Annotated in this window: 16 protein-coding genes; 7 read left to right on the top strand and 9 right to left on the bottom strand. The window is 63.7% G+C overall.

The window, feature by feature from the left end; all coding sequences use genetic code 11:
- Positions 1-52: 52 nt before the first annotated feature.
- From B0T39_RS12575 to cysD, 3 genes are all read right to left on the bottom strand, one after another.
- The gene (locus B0T39_RS12575) at positions 53-1057 is read right to left on the bottom strand and encodes a BMP family lipoprotein (protein WP_043631498.1); all 1005 of its coding nucleotides are present in this window, start codon (positions 1055-1057) and stop codon (positions 53-55) included.
- A gap of 423 nt (positions 1058-1480) precedes the next feature.
- Positions 1481-2917 (bottom strand): sulfate adenylyltransferase subunit CysN, encoded by a 1437-nt coding sequence (cysN, locus tag B0T39_RS12570; protein ID WP_081547087.1) that lies wholly within the window; start codon positions 2915-2917, stop codon positions 1481-1483.
- Positions 2917-3843 carry a sulfate adenylyltransferase subunit CysD gene (gene cysD, locus B0T39_RS12565; protein WP_081547085.1) on the bottom strand — a complete coding sequence of 309 codons (927 nt, stop codon included), beginning with the start codon at positions 3841-3843 and terminating at the stop codon, positions 2917-2919. Before cysD ends, cysN begins: the two co-directional genes overlap by 1 nt.
- A gap of 208 nt (positions 3844-4051) precedes the next feature.
- Here cysD and B0T39_RS12560 point away from each other — a divergent pair, with 208 nt between their 5' ends.
- Positions 4052-6208, top strand: coding sequence for an HDOD domain-containing protein (locus B0T39_RS12560; protein ID WP_081547083.1), 2157 nt, complete (start codon positions 4052-4054; stop codon positions 6206-6208).
- 141 nt (positions 6209-6349) lie between these two features.
- On the opposite strand, the gene B0T39_RS12555 is transcribed toward B0T39_RS12560, so the two are convergent.
- From B0T39_RS12555 to B0T39_RS12545, 3 genes are all read right to left on the bottom strand, one after another.
- Positions 6350-7708 (bottom strand): aspartate aminotransferase family protein, encoded by a 1359-nt coding sequence (locus tag B0T39_RS12555; protein ID WP_081547081.1) that lies wholly within the window; start codon positions 7706-7708, stop codon positions 6350-6352.
- Positions 7709-7859: 151 nt separating this feature from the next.
- Complete coding sequence (locus B0T39_RS12550) at positions 7860-8072, bottom strand: sigma factor-like helix-turn-helix DNA-binding protein (protein ID WP_019100111.1); 213 nt, start codon at positions 8070-8072, stop codon at positions 7860-7862.
- Between the two features lie 189 nt (positions 8073-8261).
- On the bottom strand, positions 8262-9497 hold the full coding sequence (locus B0T39_RS12545) for a TIGR03862 family flavoprotein (RefSeq protein ID WP_081547079.1): 1236 nt from the start codon (positions 9495-9497) through the stop codon (positions 8262-8264).
- Positions 9498-9737: 240 nt separating this feature from the next.
- On the opposite strand from B0T39_RS12545, the gene B0T39_RS12540 reads away from it, so the two are divergent.
- From B0T39_RS12540 to rnk, 5 genes are all read left to right on the top strand, one after another.
- Positions 9738-11366, top strand: a complete 1629-nt coding sequence (locus B0T39_RS12540) for a methyl-accepting chemotaxis protein (protein WP_081547077.1) — start codon at positions 9738-9740, stop codon at positions 11364-11366.
- 86 nt (positions 11367-11452) lie between these two features.
- Complete coding sequence (dbpA, locus tag B0T39_RS12535; protein ID WP_081547242.1) at positions 11453-12832, top strand: ATP-dependent RNA helicase DbpA; 1380 nt, start codon at positions 11453-11455, stop codon at positions 12830-12832.
- 66 nt (positions 12833-12898) lie between these two features.
- Positions 12899-13726, top strand: a complete 828-nt coding sequence (gene map, locus B0T39_RS12530) for a type I methionyl aminopeptidase (protein ID WP_254894549.1) — start codon at positions 12899-12901, stop codon at positions 13724-13726.
- A 156-nt stretch (positions 13727-13882) separates the two neighbouring features.
- Positions 13883-14740 (top strand): flagellin N-terminal helical domain-containing protein, encoded by an 858-nt coding sequence (locus B0T39_RS12525; protein WP_081547073.1) that lies wholly within the window; start codon positions 13883-13885, stop codon positions 14738-14740.
- Positions 14741-14908: 168 nt separating this feature from the next.
- A complete protein-coding gene (rnk, locus tag B0T39_RS12520; protein ID WP_081547071.1) occupies positions 14909-15313 on the top strand; it encodes a nucleoside diphosphate kinase regulator in 405 nt (134 codons plus the stop codon).
- Between the two features lie 60 nt (positions 15314-15373).
- On the opposite strand, the gene B0T39_RS12515 is transcribed toward rnk, so the two are convergent.
- The 3 genes from B0T39_RS12515 to dnaB form a co-directional block, all read right to left on the bottom strand.
- The gene (locus B0T39_RS12515; RefSeq protein WP_081547069.1) at positions 15374-15982 is read right to left on the bottom strand and encodes an alpha/beta hydrolase; all 609 of its coding nucleotides are present in this window, start codon (positions 15980-15982) and stop codon (positions 15374-15376) included.
- Positions 15982-16290 carry a (2Fe-2S) ferredoxin domain-containing protein gene (locus B0T39_RS12510; RefSeq protein ID WP_043590538.1) on the bottom strand — a complete coding sequence of 103 codons (309 nt, stop codon included), beginning with the start codon at positions 16288-16290 and terminating at the stop codon, positions 15982-15984. Before B0T39_RS12510 ends, B0T39_RS12515 begins: the two co-directional genes overlap by 1 nt.
- Positions 16291-16462: 172 nt before the next feature.
- On the bottom strand, positions 16463-17872 hold the full coding sequence (gene dnaB, locus B0T39_RS12505; protein ID WP_081547067.1) for a replicative DNA helicase: 1410 nt from the start codon (positions 17870-17872) through the stop codon (positions 16463-16465).
- Between the two features lie 156 nt (positions 17873-18028).
- Here dnaB and B0T39_RS12500 point away from each other — a divergent pair, with 156 nt between their 5' ends.
- On the top strand, positions 18029-18367 hold the full coding sequence (locus tag B0T39_RS12500; RefSeq protein ID WP_081547065.1) for a nuclear transport factor 2 family protein: 339 nt from the start codon (positions 18029-18031) through the stop codon (positions 18365-18367).
- Positions 18368-18373 lie beyond the last annotated feature (6 nt).

Raw genomic sequence — 18373 nt, 5'->3', positions numbered from 1 at the left:
GGTCTTGCCCGTTGTCACGTCGCCGCGCCAAGCGCGGCGCGGCTCCGGCGGATCAGTTCACCGGACAGCGATTGGCGGCGCGGTAATCCACCACCTTGATCTTGCCGCTGACGATGTCCTTGCGCGCCTGCAGAATCTTCTTCTCCATCTCAGGCGTGATCAGCGAACGGTTGTGCTGGTCCAGCGCCCAGTCCACGCCGTTTTCCTTCAGGCCCATCAGCTTGACGTCCGGCTTCCACGCGCCGTTCTTGGCGTCGCGCATGGTTTCGTACACCGCGTTGTCCACGCGCTTGACCATGGAGGTCAGCACTACGCCCGGCTGCAGATAGTTCTGATTGCTGTCCACGCCGATATAGAACTTCTTGGCGCCTTTGGCCGCCTGGATCACGCCCATATTGGACAGCGCCGCCGCGGCGAACACCACGTCCACGCCGCGATCGAACTGGCTCTTGGCCAACTCCCCGCCGCGCGCCGGGTCGTTGAAGGCGGCGTGGGTGGTGCCTATCATGTTCTGCATCACCACCGCCTTGGGATTGGCGTACTTGGCGCCCTGGGCGTAACCGCAGCCGAAGGCGCGGATCAGCGGAACGTCCATGCCGCCCAGATAGCCCACCTTGCCGCTCTTGGACTTGAGCGCGGCGGCCATGCCCACCAGGAAGGAACCTTCCTGCTCCTTGAAGGCGATGCTCTGCACATTCGGGCCCTTGGCCACCGAATCCACCAGGGTGAACTTCACCTTGGGGAATTCCTTGGCCACGGTCTCGATGGATTGGGTGTAGGCGAAGCCCACCGCCACCACCAGATCGGCGCCCTTGCGCGCCATATTGCGCAGCATCTGCTCTTTCTGAGCGTCGTTGCTGACCTGGCCTTCGCGGTAGTTGATGTGGAATTCTTTCTTGAAACGTTCGGCGCCGTTGAATGCCGCTTCATTGAAGCTCTTGTCGAACTTGCCGGCCTGATCGTAGATCACGGCGACAGTGAAATCCTTGGCTGCAACCGGGCCTGCCAGCAAGATGGCAGCGGTTGCGCCTGCGATGTGTTTCAGCGCAAACGTCATGTTTTATCTTTTCTATGTGGATTACAGTCGATGCGACAGCGCCGCGGGCGGCGTTGCCGGCGCTTCAAGCGAAAGACGGAGGGGGAAACCGAGTGGACCGCGGCTGCCGGAGCAGACGGGACGAAACAGAACCACGCCGCTGCGAAAACCACAGCGGATACAACGCGCCAATTGAAGCTGCCGGATTGTAGGCAGACCGCCGCCGGCTGTAAACCGGCGTGGCCGATTCCTGCAACAACAGGTCGAAAAACGGACAGCCCGCCGTATGAGAGGCCGCACGGTGAGTGCGGCTTCGAAATGCTCATATACCAAACGTACATTCCGCTTTCTCGGCCGCGACACCTTGTCCCGCTCTGGCTCGCTAGACTTTGAACAGGCTCAGAAAACTAGGGCGTCGGGCCGTCGGCGACGCTCAACACCCGCTCAGCGCGGAAACAGCTGGCCGATGTCCTTGGCTTCCCAGTGCGGGAAGTATTTGCGCACCAGGGCGTTCAACTCCAGCTCGAAGGCGCGCAAGCGCTGCAATTCGTCTTGCGGCGCGGCCGTCTCCTCCGCTCCGGCCGCCGTGATCATGCCGGCGCCGGCGGTGGCGTTGCTCAGCCGGTCTATCACGATGAAACTGCCGGTGCCACGACAGGCGGCGTAGGCGTCTATCACCGCCGGCGCGTTCAGGCTGATGCGGCACAACGCGATCTCGTTCAGGTGCAGCGCCTCGGCCGGCTTCTGCTCCAGCGTGTTGACGTCCACTTGGTGCAGGATGGCCTCCACCCGGCCGGTGACGAATTTGCCGGCCAGCTTGAAGCCGTACTCCTTGCCGGCACGCAAGGGCGCGTCCTGCATCCACACCAGATGCGCGTCCAGACTGGACGCCACCGCCGGCGACGGCTGGTCGGCTCGCACCAGCATATCGCCGCGCGACACGTCGATCTCGTCCTCCAGCGTCAGCGTGATCGCCTCGCCGGCGCCGGCCGCGGCCAGTTCTCCCTCATACGCCACCACGGCCTTGACCTTGCTGCGGCGGCCGGACGGCAGCGCCAGCACCTCGTCGCCCGGGCGAATCTCGCCGGCGGCGATGGTGCCGCAGAAGCCGCGGAAGTCCAGATTGGGCCGGTTCACGTACTGCACCGGCAGACGGAAGGCTTCCAGCGCCACGTCGCTGCTCACTTCCACCGTTTCCAGCAGCTGCATGAGCGTCGGCCCCTGATACCAGGGCGCGCCCTCGCCGCGGCTAACCACATTGTCGCCGCGCAGCGCGGAAATCGGCACGAAGCGGATGTCCGGGATCTCCAGGCCCTCGGCAAAGGCCAGGTACTCATCTCGAATACGCTCGAACACCGCCGGGTCGTAATCCACCAGGTCCATCTTGTTCACCGCCACAATCACATGACGAATGCCCAACAGGCTGACAATGAAGCTGTGGCGGCGGGTCTGAGTCTGCACCCCGCGCCTCGCGTCGATCAAGATGATGGCCAGATTGCTGGTGGACGCGCCGGTGGCCATATTGCGGGTGTACTGCTCGTGGCCCGGGCAGTCGGCAATGATGAATTTGCGCTTGTCGGTACTGAAATAGCGATAAGCCACGTCGATGGTAATGCCCTGCTCCCGCTCCGCTTGCAAGCCGTCCACCAGCAAGGCCAGGTCGATGTCCTGGTCGGTGGTGTTGTACTTCTTGGAGTCTCGCTCTATCGCCGCCAGTTGATCCTCGAAAATCAGTTTGGAGTCATGCAGCAGCCGGCCGATCAGGGTTGATTTGCCGTCGTCGACATTACCGCAGGTGATGAAGCGCAGCAGATCCTTGTTTTCGTGCTGGCGCAGGTATTCCAGAATATCGCCGGCGATCAGATCGGATTGGTGGGTCATCAGAAATATCCTTCCATCTTTTTCTTTTCCATCGAACCGGCGCTGTCGTGGTCTATCACCCGGCCCTGACGCTCGGAAGTGCGGGTCAGCAACATCTCCTGAATGATGTCCGGCAGCGTGGCCGCTTGCGATTCCACCGCGCCGGTCAGCGGATAACAGCCCAGGGTGCGGAAGCGGACGCGGCGGGTTTCAATGCTCGCCTTCTCCGCCGGGCTCAGATAATCCAGTATCCGCTCGTCGTCTATCATGATCAGCGTACCGTCGCGCGCTATCACCGGCCGTTCGGCGGCGAAGTACAGCGGCACGATCTCGATGTTTTCCAGGAAGATGTATTGCCAGATGTCCAGCTCGGTCCAGTTGGACAGCGGAAACACCCGTATGCTCTCGCCCTTGTCTATCTTGCTGTTGTAGATGTTCCAGAGTTCCGGGCGCTGGTTCTTCGGATCCCAACGGTGGTTGCGGTCGCGGAAGGAGTAGACTCGCTCCTTGGCGCGGCTCTTTTCCTCGTCGCGGCGCGCGCCGCCAAAAGCCGCGTCGAAGCCGTATTTATTCAAGGCCTGCTTCAGGCCCTCGGTCTTCATCACATCGGTGTGCTTGGCGCTGCCGGCGGTGAACGGGTTGATGCCGGCGTCCACGCCGTCCTGGTTGACGTGGACGATCAGGTCCCAGCCATATTCGCGCGCCTGCTTGTCGCGCAGCGCGATCATTTCCTTGAACTTCCAGGTGGTATCCACGTGCATCAAGGGGAACGGCGGCTTGCCCGGCGCAAAAGCCTTCTTGGCCAGATGCAGCATCACCGCCGAATCCTTACCTATCGAATACAGCATTACCGGGTTTTCGAATTCCGCGGCCACTTCGCGAATGATGTGGATAGACTCCGCTTCCAACTGCTTGAGGTGAGTCAGCCTCTGATGACCGATGTCCATGCTTCCTGCCCATCCTGTAGATGCGTTCAAATCTACCGAAAGCGCATCGGCGCATCAAAACCGATGGGTTATATCAATATGCTCTTAGCAAATCAACAATTAGTCCAAAGGGCAATATGAACACCCAGCCAAGCGCTGTGGAATCTTCGGCTCGCGCTCCAATAACTGTCTACATTAGTACAAACACGCAAGCCGCACGGAGACAGCGATGAGCGCCGCCGCAGAGCCGGAATACCAAATCGTCGCCACGCTGAACTGCCCGGATGGCTTGTCGGTGCTGCTGGCCAGCCGCGACGGCGAGGCGCTGGCGTTGATGGAGTCCAAGTCGGAGTTGCCGGACACGCCGCCGCGCCCGGCTTTCCGCCATCCCTTGCTGCAAGCCTGGCAGGGACAAGTCCGCCTCGATGGCAAACACTACGCCGTCTACCGACAGGACACGCTACAGCCCTTGCGCCTGAAAACGCTGCAGGCGCTGCCGCTGGCCGAACGCATCGGCCTGGCGTGCGACATCCTGGAACCGCTGATCCACCTGCACGCCAGCGGGAAATGCCTTGGGCGGCTCTACCCCGAAACCGTGTTGGCCGACATCCATCAACGCGTCGCGCTGCTAGGCGAGCACGCCTGCCAAGCATTGAGCCCGGAACGCTTGCGTCAGGAACTGCTGCAGGCCGAGCAATTGCTGCGCTGGCTAATCAGCGCCGGCGCGCCGGAACGAGAGTACGACCCGGAATTGGAGCAATGGCTGGCCGCGCTGCGCGACCCGGCGGCCGACGCCGGCGCCTGCCGCCGCGCGCTGGCCGGCCTGCAAGACTGGCTGGCCCGCCATCAGCGCTTTAATCGCCAGGAAGGCGGCCGCGCCGCGCTGGAGCACTTGCTGCAACGCATGCGCCACGCGCCGGACTTTCCGGCGCTGTCCCAGGCCATCGCCGCCATCAACAAGAGCAACAACGCCGACAGCGAGCGCCTGCAAGCGCTGTCCAGCGCCATCCTCAAAGACGTGTCGCTGACCAATAAACTGCTGAAGGTGGTGAATTCCGCCAATTTCAGCCAGTACGGCGGCGCGGTCAGCACCATTTCCCGCGCCATCGTGATCCTCGGCTTCGACACCATACGCAATCTGGCGCTCAGCCTGCTGCTGTTCGAACACCTGCACAACCGCGCCCATGCCGACGAGATCCGCGACGTGGCGATCAAAACCCTGTTCACCGGCCTGCTGGCGCGCTCGCTGGCGTCGGCCTGCGGCGTGCGCGAGGCGGAAGAGGCCTTGATTTGCGGCATGCTGCAAAACTTGGGCGAACTGCTGTGCGTCAATTATTTCCGCGACGAATACCGGCAAATCCAAATGCTGATCGACGCCGGCGCCGGCATCGACCAAGCCGCGCACCAGACGCTGGGCGCCCATTACGCCGACCTGGGCGCCGCCACCGCCGCGCTGTGGCGCTTCCCGGAACGGATTCTGACCGGCATGGAGCCGATGCCGGCCGGCGCGGTGCGCCAGCCGCAAACCAGCGAGATGCGGATGAAGGCCTTAAGCTCGCTGTGCCGCGAACTGGTCTGTCAGCTGACCCAGAGCGGCATTGATCAAGCCGACGCCAGCCGCAAGCTGCTACAACGCTACAGCCGGGCGCTGGCGCTGGAGTGGGCGCCGCTGGAGCACCAGTTGGCGCAGGCGCAGACCCTGCTCTCCGCCTATCTGGCGAAGCTGGGGCCGGAGGCCGGTCAAGGGCCGCGTTCGCAGGCCTTGCGCCAGGCCAGGCTAAACAAGAGCGCGCCGCCGCCCGCCGCCAGCGCACCCCAGCCACCGGCGCAGGATCCCACCCGGCTACAAGCCACCGCCGGCTCCGCCGGCCGGATCGCCGTGCTGTCAGCCGGCGTTCAGGACATCACCAATACCCTGCTGGGCGATTACAAACTCAACGATCTGCTGCGCATCATTCTGGAAACCATGTATCGCGGCCTGGGCTTTGACCACGCGCTGATCTGCGCGCGCAGCGGGACCGACCTGCCGCTGCAAGCCCGCTTCGGTTTCGGCGAAAAGGTGGACTTGCTGCTGCCGGCGCTGCGCGCCGACATCGACAGCGGCGACAGTCTGTTCCGCAAGGCGCTGGAGCGCAACGCCGACATGCTGATAGACGATATCGACGCGCCGGCCATCGCCCAGCACATCCCGGCCTGGTATCGCCAGATGAGCGTGGCCCATACCTTCGTCTTGCTGCCGCTGTCCTTGGACAAGCGCAAGCTGGGCATACTTTACGGCGACCGTCGCCAAGCGGGATCGCTGGCCATCGCGCCGGAGCAGCTCAGCCTGCTGAAGACGCTGCGCAATCAGGCCTTGCTCGCCATCCGTCAGCAGCCCGCGCGCTAAGAAGCTGTTTACGATCTGCTGCGCGTCGTGAGACGTGACATGGTGAGTACCGCTTCGAAATGCTCACGCACCCCTTGTACACTCCGCTTTCTCAGCTGCAACGCCTTGTTCCGCTCTAGCTTGCGAGGGGTTGAACCGGCGCTAAACCACCTCGCCGGCGAAACCGTCCAGGGCCTCCAGCAAGCGGTCAACATCGGCGAACTCGGTGTCCGGACACAGCAGCAACATATTGTGGAAGGGCGTGATCAGGAAACCGCGGTTAAGCAGGTAAAGATGGATCACCCGCTCCAGCGCCTCATCCTGCATTGCGCCCGCCTCGCCGCCGTTGCGCGGCGGGCGCGGGGAAAACTGGAACTCGCAGCGCGCGCCGACGCGGCTCACGCACCACGGCAGCCGCCAGCGTTCTATCCAGTCCTGCAAACCATCCGCCAGGTGCTGGGCCAGCGCGAACATCCGCTGATAGGCAGCATCGCTCATCACCTCAGCCAGATTGGCGCGCATCGCCGCCGCGGCCAGCATATTGCCGCTCAGCGTGGTGCCGATGCCGGAATGACCTGGCGCGGCGGCGCGCTTGGCGCGTTGCGCCCGCTCCGCCAGCTCCGCGCTGAACCCGTAAACCGCGCACGGCAGGCCGCCGCCCAGCGGCTTGCCCAGCACCAGCGCGTCCGGCTTCAGGCCGTAAGCCGCACCGTAACCGCCCGGCCCGCTGCTGATGGTATGGGTTTCGTCCAAAAGCAGATAACTGCCGTAGCGGCGGATCAAGTCCTGAGCCGCGCTCCAAAAGCCCGGCTCCGGCAACACCATGCCGATATTGGTCATCACCGGCTCGGCCAACACGCAGGCCGCCCGCTCATCGCTCAAGGCTCGTTCCAGCGCCTCCAGATCGTTGAACTCCACCACCCGGGTATGCGCAGCCGGATCATGCGCCTGGCCCAGTAGACTGGCGCGCGCCCTGGGCCGGTCGTCGACCAGATCGACGAAGGCGTCGTCCACCGTGCCGTGATAACAGCCGTTGAACACGATGATCTGGTCCCGACCGCTGGCGGCGCGCAGCCAGCGCAGCGCGAAGCGATTGGCGTCGCTGGCGCTGAGGGCGAATTGCCAATGCGACAAACCGAAACGCCGCGCCAGTTCCTCCGCCACCCACACTGCATCCGGCGACGGCAACATGGCGGTCAGGCCGCGCGCAGTCTGATCGGCGATGGCGCGCGCTACCGGCGCAGGCGAATGGCCGAACATCGCACCGGTGTCGCCCAGGCAGAAATCCAGGTATTCATGGCCGTCCACGTCGCGCAGCCGCGCGCCACGAGCCTCTTCCACGTAGAGATGGAACGGGGTGGACCAGTCCGCCATCCAGTGCAAAGGCGCGCCGAACAGCAAATGCTCGCCGCCGGCGGCGGACAACTGTCGCGAGCGCGGACGCCGCTCGGAAAACATCGCCAGTTCCTGCCGGTGCAAGGCCTGGGCCTTGTCGAAATCGACGCCGTGACGCAAAGCCATGAAGCTCTCCTTGGAGGGGAAGACTGCGCGTCAGTATATCCAGATGCGGTGAACAGCGGCGGCGTCGCTAACGCCGCCCGGCACAAGGAACAGCCCGAACGCGACGAAGCCCGGCCAAGACCGGGCTTCGTCTTCGCCTTGACGGCGGGCTTTACAAGGGCAGATGGCCCGCCAGCGAGTTGATTTTTTGCAGCGCGCGGCGAAAGCGGCTGTGCGCGCGGGACACGGTGGATTCGCTGATGTCCATTTGCTGGGCGGCGAAGTAGCCTGTCATGCCCTCCACTTCCATCAGCCACACCGCTTCGCGTGAACGTTTTTTCAGGCCGATCAAATCGGCCACCTGGTTGAAATCGTCAAGCTTCATCGCGCTGTTCTCCTCAGGCGTTCGCCTTCGCATCATGACAATCCATGCAGTGGGCGGCTTTCTCGACAACGACGTGGCCGCGCGTTTCGCGCGACATTACCAGTATAGAGGCTTGCAAAAAAAATGCAGGTAGCGCTCCGTAGAAACACGCAGTCGCCGCCTATTGCGCTGGCGTGAACGCAACAGGCCTCAACCCTGCATCCAGCGCAGCACCCCGCCCGCGGCGGCGCGCCCGGTGGAAAAGCAGGCGGTCAGCAAATAACCGCCGGTGGGCGCTTCCCAGTCCAGCATCTCGCCGGCGCAGAACACGCCCGGCATCGCCTGCAACATCAGGTTGTCGTCCAACGCGCCGAAAGTCACGCCGCCTGCGGTGCTGATCGCCTCGTCCAACGGCCTCGGCGCCAACAAGCGCAAAGGCAGCGCCTTGATGCCCTCGGCCAGCTTGGCCGGGTCGTTGAAAACCTCCTTGTCCAGGCATTCGCGCAACAAGCCCATGCGCACGCCCTTCAGGCCCAGCCGGCTTTGCAAATGGCTGGACATCGAGCGCGAACCCCGCGGCCGCGCCACTTCGCCCAGGATGCGCTGCAAGCTCCAGTCCGGCATCAGGTCCAGATAACACAAGGCCGCGCCGCTGCGCGCGATTTCGTCGCGGATGGCGCCGGAGCAGGCGTAAATCAAATTGCCCTCCACGCCGCCGGCGGTGATGACGAACTCGCCGCGGCGGCTGAACGGGTGACCGATGGCCGGATGGAACTGCAAGGTCACCGATTTCAACGGCGCGCCGGCGAACTTGTCGGCGAAATACTCGCTCCAGCCGGCGTCGAAACCGCAGTTGGACGGCTGCAGCTTGGATACCTCCACGCCGCGCTCGCGCAGCATCGCCGCCCAGCTGCCGTCCGAACCCAGCTTGCGCCAGCTGCCGCCGCCCATGGCCAGCACCACGGCGTCGGCCTCGGCCAAGCGTTCGCCGTCCGGCGCGGACAACCGCAGGCGGCCGCGCTCGTCCCAGCCCAGAAAACGGTGACGCACATGGAAGCTCACCCCCGCCTCGCGCAGCCGCGTCAGCCAGGAGCGCAGCAGCGGCGCCGCCTTCATTTCCTTGGGAAACACCTTGCCGGAACTGCCGATGAAGGTTTCTATGCCCAGGCCGTGCACCCAGGCCCGCACATGTTCGCCGTTGAATACGTCCAGCATCGGCCGCAGCTCGGCGCTGTGCGCGCCGTAGCGCTGCACAAAGCTGGCGTGGGGTTCGGAATGGGTGATATTCATGCCGCCCACGCCGGCCAGCAGGAATTTGCGGCCGACCGACGGCATTGCGTCGTAGACATCGACCCGCACGCCCGCCGCCGCCAGTTGCTCGGCGGCGGCCAGGCCGGCCGGTCCGCCGCCGATGATGGCTACGCGGCGTCCGCTTGTGTCACCCATATACTGCGCTCCTTGAAATCCATGGTGATGAAGATGCCCAACTGCGGCGAGGGCGGGATTTTCACAGAAAACCGCCTCAAACCCAAGCCTAATCGTTTTAACTATAAGTTTGATTTAAACCAACATTCCTACGTCATCAAATCACTACCATCGCGCTGCGACCCATTTCAATAAACCTATAGCGGCAATCGCACGATTCTACAAACACACCAGGAGAACGGACCCGCCGTCCGCACACGCATGCGCAAATTTTCCGATTGGCCGATCTGGCTGAAACTGACCATGGCGGTATGGTGCTGTCTGATACTGGCCTGGAGCGGGCTGATTGCCTGGGAAACCAGCGTCAGCCGCGACATCGCGGTAGAGCAGGCGCAAGACCTGGCCCACAGCATGAACGAAATGACCATGGCCGGACTCACCGGCATGATGATTACCGGCACCGTAGGCCAGCGCGACGTTTTTCTGGACCAGATCAAGGAACTCTCCGCGGTGCGCGACCTGCGCGTGATCCGCGGCCCTGCCGTCAGCAAACAGTTCGGCCCTGGCAACGCCGGCGACAAGAATCTGAGCGGCGACACGGTGGAGCAACAGGCCTTGCGCGACGGCAAACCCCATATCCAGATTGAATCCACCCCGGCGCTGGGCGAGCATTTGCGCGTGGTCTACCCCGCGCTGGCCTCGCGCAACTACCTGGGCAAGAACTGCATGATGTGCCACCAGGTGGCGGACAAGACACCGCTGGGCGTGGTCAGCATGCGCGTCTCCCTGGAAAAACCCTACGCCTCGGTCAGCCGTTTTCGCGATCAAAGCATTCTGTTCGCCATCCTGGCCTCGCTGCCCCTGATGGCCGTGGTATTCCTGCTGGCGCGCCGCCTCGTCACCCGGCCGCTGCAGGCGATGTCGACCAGCCTCGCGGAGTTGGCCCAGGGCGAAGGCGATCTGACGCGGCGGCTGCCGGTGCGCAGCCGCGACGAAATCGGCGATACCGCGCAGCGCTTCAACCAGATGCTGGCCGCCATCGCGGAGCTGGTGCGCCATGTCGGCGCCTCCGCCGGCGCGGTGTCGCAGTCCTCGCGCCAGTTGGCCGACGGCGCCGCCCACCTGGCCGAAAGCTCCCACAAGCAAAACCGTCAATCCCAATCCGCGGCCGACGCGGTGGAGCAACTGGCCAGCCATATCGGTGAAATCGCCGGCAAGGCGGAGGATGTCAGCGCCGAGGCCGACCAGAGCCTGCAGCGCTCCGAGGACGGCCGTACCAGCCTCAGCCAGCTTCAGCGCGAAATCAGCCAGGCAGAGCAAGCGGTGCGGCTGATGGCGCAGGCGGAAACCGAGCTGGCCAGCGCCACCTCCAGCATCACCAATATGACCAAGGAAGTGCGCGAAATCGCCGAACAGACCAATCTGCTGGCCTTGAACGCGGCGATCGAGGCCGCGCGCGCCGGCGAGCAAGGCCGCGGTTTCGCGGTGGTAGCCGACGAGGTACGCAAGCTGGCTGAGAAATCGGCCCGCTCCGCCAGCGAGATCGACACGGTGACCGGCGCGCTCAACCAGAAAACCGACGCGGTGCGCGCCGCGGTCAACGCCGGCCTGTCTTCGCTGACCGCCAGCCGCCAGTCCGCCGACAGCGTGTCCCGCGTGCTGGACGCCGCCAACCAGTCCGTCGCCGAGGTGCGCCAGGGCCTGCGCCAGATCGTCGCTGTCACCGAACAGCAGCGCGCCGCCAGCCAATCCGTGACCGGCAGCATCGACGCCATCGCCGAGATGGCTCAAACCAATGACCAAGAGATCGGCCAGACCGTGAACGCCGCCGAGCAACTGGAGCAATTGGCGCAGCGGCTGACGGAATCAGTATCGCGCTTCACGGTATAAATCCAGTCGCCGGCGGACATCCGATTTGGCCGTTGGCCGCCGGCCTGTTACACTCGCAGCCCGATACCGTTATACGCCAAGTCATTGTGAAAAAAGCCGCTTTCTCCGTTCTGCCCCTGCCCGCCGCCCTATTGTCCAATCTGGATAGCCTGGGCTACCACAGCATGACCGCCATCCAGGCCGCCAGCCTGCCGGCGATCCTGGACGGCCAAGACCTGATCGCCCAGGCCAAGACCGGCAGCGGCAAGACGGCGGCTTTCGGCTTGGGCATCCTCGCGCGGCTGAATCCGCGCTGGTTCGGCGTTCAGGCTCTGGTGCTCTGCCCCACTCGCGAACTGGCCGACCAAGTGGCGCAGGAAATCCGCCGGCTGGCGCGCAGCATAGACAATATCAAAGTGGTGACCCTGACCGGCGGCAGCCCCATGGGACCGCAGATCGGCTCGCTGGAGCACGGCGCCCACATCGTGGTGGGCACCCCGGGCCGGTTGCAGGACCACTTGTTCCGCGGCTCGCTGAATCTGTCCGGCGTCGGCACTCTGGTGCTGGACGAGGCCGACCGCATGGTGGATATGGGCTTCATCGAGGAAATCGTCGGCATCGTGCGCGCCTGCCCGCGCCAGCGCCAAACCTTGATGTTCTCCGCCACCTACCCGGAAGACATCCGCAAGATCAGCGCTCAATTCATGCGCCGCCCGCAGGAAATCCAGGTGGAATCGCTGCACGACAGCGGGCGCATCGAACAATGGTTCTACAAAATCAAGCCGGAACAGCGGCTGGAAACCGTCACCACGATTCTGCGACACCTGCGCCCGACTTCCGCGCTGGCCTTCTGCAACACCAAGGAACGCTGCAAGGAGCTGGTGCGCGACCTGCAGGCCCGCGGCTTCAACGCGCTGGCGCTGTACGGCGACCTTGAGCAACGCGAGCGCGACCAGATCCTGCTGCGCTTCGCCAACAAGAGCGCCACCGTGCTGGTGGCCACCGACGTCGCCGCGCGGGGCCTGGACATCAAGGAACTGGATCTGGTGATCAACGTCGACGTCACTCATGATCCGGAAATCCACATCCACCGCATCGGCCGCACCGGCCGCGGCGAGGCGATGGGCCTGGCGCTGACCCTGGCCACCGACAACGACGACAAGCGGCTGGCGCTGATTGAAAGCTATCAGCAGGCGCCGCTGACCTGGGCCAAGCTGGACCAGTTGACCCCGGCTCCCGGCGGCCAACTCCTGCCGCCCATGGTCACGCTGGAAATCGCCGGCGGCAAGCGTGAAAAGCTGCGCCCCGGCGACATCCTCGGCGCGCTGACCGGCGACGCCGGCTTTACCGGCGCCCAGATCGGCAAGATCAACATCTTCGAATTCGCCAGCTTCGTGGCGCTGGACCGCGCCATCGCCGAGCAAGCGCTGGAGCGTCTGTCCGCCTGCAAGATCAAGGGCAAGCAGTTCAAGATGCGCCTGATTTGAACGCCAACGCGCCCCCAGCCCGACAAGCACTGCCGGGCCGGGGGCGTTTTTGCTAGAATACGTCTCATTAGCCGCAGACACGCATATCACCAGAACCCCATGAGCATCCAACTAAAAACCGCCCAAGACATCGAAAAGATGCGGATCGCCGGCCGCCTGGCGTCGGAAGTCCTCGACTACATCACCCCCTTCATCAAGCCCGGCGTCACCACCGAGGCCATCGACAAGCTGTGCCACGACTACATCGTCAATGAGCAGGGCGCGATCCCGGCGCCGCTGAACTACGCGCCGGACGGTCACAATCCGTATCCCAAATCGGTATGCACCTCGGTCAACCACGTGATTTGCCACGGCATCCCGAACGACAAGCCCCTGAAAAGCGGCGACATCATGAATCTGGACGTCACCGTGATCAAGGACGGCTACCACGGCGACACCAGCCGCATGTACCACGTCGGCAACGTCAGCGAACACGCCCGCCGCCTGTCCCGCGTGACCTACGAATGCATGTGGCGCGGCATAGACAAGGTCAAGCCGGGCGCCACGCTGGGCGACATCGGCTACGCCGTCCAGCAGCACGCGGAAAACTCCGGTTACAGCGTGGTGCAGGAATTCTGCGGCCACGGCATCGGCACAAAATTCCACGAAGAGCCGCAAGTGCTGCACTACGGCCGCCCCGGCACCGGGCTGGAGTTGCAGGCCGGCATGATCTTCACCATCGAGCCGATGATCAACCAGGGCAAGCGCCACCTGCGCATGCTGGGCGACGGCTGGACCGTGGTCACCAAGGACCGCAGCCTGTCCGCGCAATGGGAGCACACCGTGCTGGTCACCGACAGCGGCTACGAAATCCTGACCCAGTCCGCCGGCACGCCGCCCAAGCCCGGCAAATAAAACGAATGCTCAATCATCAGCCCGGCGCCGCCGGGCTTTTTCACGCCCATGCCCGCGCCATCAGACGCGGCGCGACTTTACCCAAAACCCAGCTTGCCCTGCCCCGCGCGCTTTCTTACACTGAAGAAGTGAAACCACATCCAGCAGGAGCCGGCCATGGCACTGACCATCAATAGCAATCTGAGCGCGCTTCAGGGGCAGAACCAGCTGAACCAGACCCAGAAAGCCAAAGACAAGCTGCTGGCCCAACTCTCGGCCGGCAAAACCACCGACAACGCCGCCAACAACCCGGCCAACGCCGCCATCTCCGAAGCGCTGCTGGCCCAGATCAACGGCAACAATCAGGCGATCAACAACGCCAACGACGGCATCTCGCTGGCCCAGACCGCCGACGGCGCCCTCAACCAGCTACAAAGCAACACCCAACAAATCCAGGAACTGGCGATTCAAGCCGGCAACGGCGCGCTCAGCGCCAGCAACCGTCAGGCGCTGCAGCAGCAGGTGGACCAGCTGACCCAGGCCAATTCCGCCATCGTGCAAAGCACCGAATTCAACGGCACCCCGCTACTGAACAGCAACGCCTCCACCACCTTCCAGGTGGGCCCCAACGGCAGCGCGGACAACCAAGTGAACATATCCGGCGTCAATCTGTCCGCCGCGCCGGCCAGCGGCGGGCTCAACAGCTACAACGCCAATCTGAACGCCACCGGCACCATAGACATCAGCACCCAGGCCGGCGCGCTGGCCGCGCAGCAAAGCACCAACACCGATCTGAACACCCTGGCCAACACTCGCAGCACCCTGGGCTCGATCAGCAACCGCTTCGAAGCCAGCATCAACAACCTGCAAACCGCCTCGCTCAACACCGCCGCCGCCAATAGCCGCATCAGCGACACCGACTTCGCCGCCGCCACGGCGCAACTGGCGGCCAAACAGATCCTGGGGCAAACCGGCCTCGCCGCCCAGGCTCAGGCCAATGTCGGCCCCCGCGCGGCGCTGTCGCTGCTAGGCTGAATGCCCAGGTCATACTACAAGCCCGGCCCAAAGCCCAGTATTCCTGGCGATTGAGCCGCCAAGCCTTGTTACACGCGGTTACAAGCGATATCATTGGCACACACGCTTTTCGCGCAATAAATCATCGGGCACCCTGCGGTGCCCTTTGTCTATCTGAAGGAGTTGCATATGTCGACAAGCCCGGCCATCACGGTGTCCTCTTTGGACTATGAGCGCATCGCCGCGCTGCTGGAGGATTGCGAGAGCGGCCACCCCACCGCGGCCGCGCTGGAAGCCGAGCTGGAGCGCGCCGATGTGGTGGAGCCCTCCGCCATGCCCGCCGGCATCATCACCATGAACAGCTGCGCGCGGGTCCAGCTCGACAACGCCCAGGAAAAAACCCTGACCCTGGTCTACCCCCGCGAAGCGGACAGCGAACAGGGCAAGATCTCGGTACTGGCGCCCATCGGCGCCGCCTTGCTGGGCCTGTCCGTCGGCCAAAGCATTGACTGGCCAACCCCGGCCGGCAGCATCCGCCTGAAGGTGCTGGAGATCACGTTCCAGCCAGAAGCCGCGGGCGAACTGCACCGCTGATAAAAAAAACCGGCCATCGCATGGATGACCGGTTTTTTTGCGCCGGAGCCTGAAGACGCCTCACCAGCAGCGTTGAATCGTCTGCGCCAGCTGCACCAGCCGGCCATGGAAGAAATGGCCTGCGCCGGGAAACACCACTACCGGCAAGCCTTGCGGTCGGGCCCAATCCATCACCGCGGACAGCGGAATCACCTCATCCTCCTCGCCGTGAATCAGCAACGTGTCGGCCGGCACTTCCGGCGTAGGGGTCTCGTACTTGCCCACCGCCACGCCCATCAGCAGCAATTTATCCGCCTCAATGCGCGCGCGGGTGCGCGCGGCGACGAAGCCGCCAAAGGAAAAGCCCGCCAGCGCCAGCGGCAAATCGCCCTGCTCGCGGCGCGCGTGTTCCACCACCGCAATCACATCCTCCACCTCGCCCAAGCCGAAATCGTGCTGCCCCTCGCTGTCGCCCACGCCGCGCAGATTCGGGCAATAGCAGACATAGCCCAGCTGCGACAAGGCCTTGGCCGCGGTCTGCACCACCTTGTTGGTGTTGCTGCCACCCTGCAGCGGGTTGGGATGGCAGATCACCGCGATGCCGCGCGCCTCGCCCTGAGCCGACACCACGATGGTTTCCAAGCCGCCGGCCGGACCGGCCACCACTTGCTTGTTCATTGCCTTCAACATCAGATCTTCAACCTTTCCACCACGCGCCCGCCCACCATGTGCTCGGCGACGATTTCGTCGATATCTTCCTTATCGACGAAGGTGTACCAAGTCTCCTCCGGGTACACCACCATCACCGGACCGTCGTCGCAGCGCCCAAGACAGCCCGCCTTGTTGACGCGGATCTTGCCCTCGCCGGCCAGGCCCAGCGCCTTGACCTTGTCTTTCATATAGCCCAACAGTTCGCTGGAACCGTGATTGTTGCAGCAATCCTCGCAGCCGGCGCGCTGATTACAGCAGATGAATACATGCTTGTCGAAAAAGCTCATGGAATGCCTCGTATGCTCACAGAACCATCTTAGAACGTGTTTACGATCTCGCGAGCTAAGGCGAGACAAGGCGAAAACGGTTGAGAAAGCGGAGTGTACAGACGGTACATGAGCATTTCGAAACCATTTTCAACGCCGTATCGCCGACGCGCAGCAGATCGTAAACAGGTTCTTAGGAGTCGCTGTCCGCCCAACCGCTGACGCCCAGCGTGGCGGCATTGTCGAACTTGGCGTACTTGCCGACGAAGGCCAGCCGCACCGCGCCGGTGGGACCGTTACGGTGCTTGCCGATGATGGCCTCGGCCAGGCCCTTCACTTCCTGGTTCTCCGGGTTGTAATACTCTTCCCGGTACATGAAGACGATCAAGTCGGCATCCTGCTCAATCGCGCCGGATTCCCGCAAGTCCGACATCATCGGCCGCTTATTGGGACGCTGCTCCACCGCCCGGGACAGCTGGGACAGCGCGATCACCGGCACCTGCAGCTCCTTGGCCAGGCCTTTCAGGCCGCGCGAAATCTCGCCCAGCTCGGCGGTGCGGTTGTCTCCGCGGCCCGAGCCCGACATCAGCTGCAAGTAGTCGATCACAATCAGACCCAGCTTGCCGCCGTGCTGGCGCGCCAGCCGGCGCGCGCGGGCGCGCACTTCCAGCGCGGTCAGCGCCGCGGTTTCGTCGATGTACATTGGCGCCTCGGACAGCTTGCCTATCGCGTAAGTCAGCTTCTGCCAGTCGTCGTCGCCCAGCTTGCCGGTGCGCAGCGTGTGCTGATCCAGCCGCCCCACCGAACCCAGCATACGCATCACCAGCTGCGTGCCGCCCATCTCCATGGAAAACACCGCCACCGGCAAATGCTGCTCCACCGCCACGTGCTCGGCGATATTCATCGAGAACGCGGTCTTGCCCATGGACGGACGGCCGGCGACGATGATCAGATCGCCCGCTTGCAGGCCTGAGGTCTTGGCGTCCAGATCGATGAAGCCGGTGGGCACGCCGGTGACCTCGTCCGGGTTCTCTCGGCTGTAGAGCATGTCGATGCGCTCCACCACCTCCTTCAGCAGGCCCGGCATTTCCAGGAAGCCCTGCTTGGATTTGGCGGTGGATTCGGCGATCTGGAACACTTTGCCCTCGGCCTCGTCCAGCAGTTGCGAGGCGTCGCGCCCCATCGGCGCATAAGCGGCTTCGACAATCTCGGTGCCCACCAGCGCCAGCTGGCGCATGATGGAGCGCTCGCGCACGATCTCGGCGTAGCGGCGGATATTGGCCGCGGACGGCGTGTTCTGTGCCAGCGTGGCCAGGTAGGACAAGCCGCCGACATTGCCCAGCTCGCCGTTCTTGTCCAGGCTCTCGGAAACGGTAACCACGTCGGCAGGTCGCGCCAGCTCCACCAGCCTGGCCACATGCTTGTAGATCAGTCGGTGGTCATGGCGGTAAAAGTCCGCCTCGGACACCACGTCGGCGATCTTGTCCCAGGCGCTGTTGTCCAGCAACAAGCCGCCCAGCACCGATTGTTCGGCTTCAATCGAATGAGGCGGCGTGCGAATCGCCGCCATCTCGCTGTCAAAATTTTCGTACGATTCAGTCATGTAGACTCGGAGTGATGGCGCGGCCTGGCCGCGCGAATAAAGCAAGCCTGGATCAGGCAAAACCAGATTTTAACCCGAAACCGCCACTCGCTGAGCATGCGTTGACAAGCGCCCCGCGCGGCTCCAGCATCGAAAGCTCATTCCACAGGAGCCGCCATGACGCCCGCCGCCCTCGTCCAACAGCAACTCGACGCCTACAACCAACGCCAGTTGGAAGCCTTTCTCGCCGTCTACGCCGACGACGTGACGGTGTACCGGCTGCCCGGCGCGGAAGCCAGCTTGCAAGGCAAGGCCGCGCTTGGCGATTTCTACGCCACCCAGCGCTTTGCCCTCCCCGGCTTGCACGCGGAGCTGGTCAAGCGCATCGAGTTCGGCAACAAGGTGATAGACCACGAACGCGTCAGCGGCGTGGCCGAGCAGCCCTTCGAAGTGGCGGCCGTCTATGAAATCATCGACGGCAAGATCCAGAACGTGTGGTTCCTGGCGGCGGACTAAGAACCT

Origin of the sequence: Chromobacterium haemolyticum (genome assembly GCF_002081825.1) — a bacterium.
Lineage (GTDB): Bacteria > Pseudomonadota > Gammaproteobacteria > Burkholderiales > Chromobacteriaceae > Chromobacterium > Chromobacterium fluminis.
This window is presented reverse-complemented; position numbering and strand designations above follow the sequence as displayed.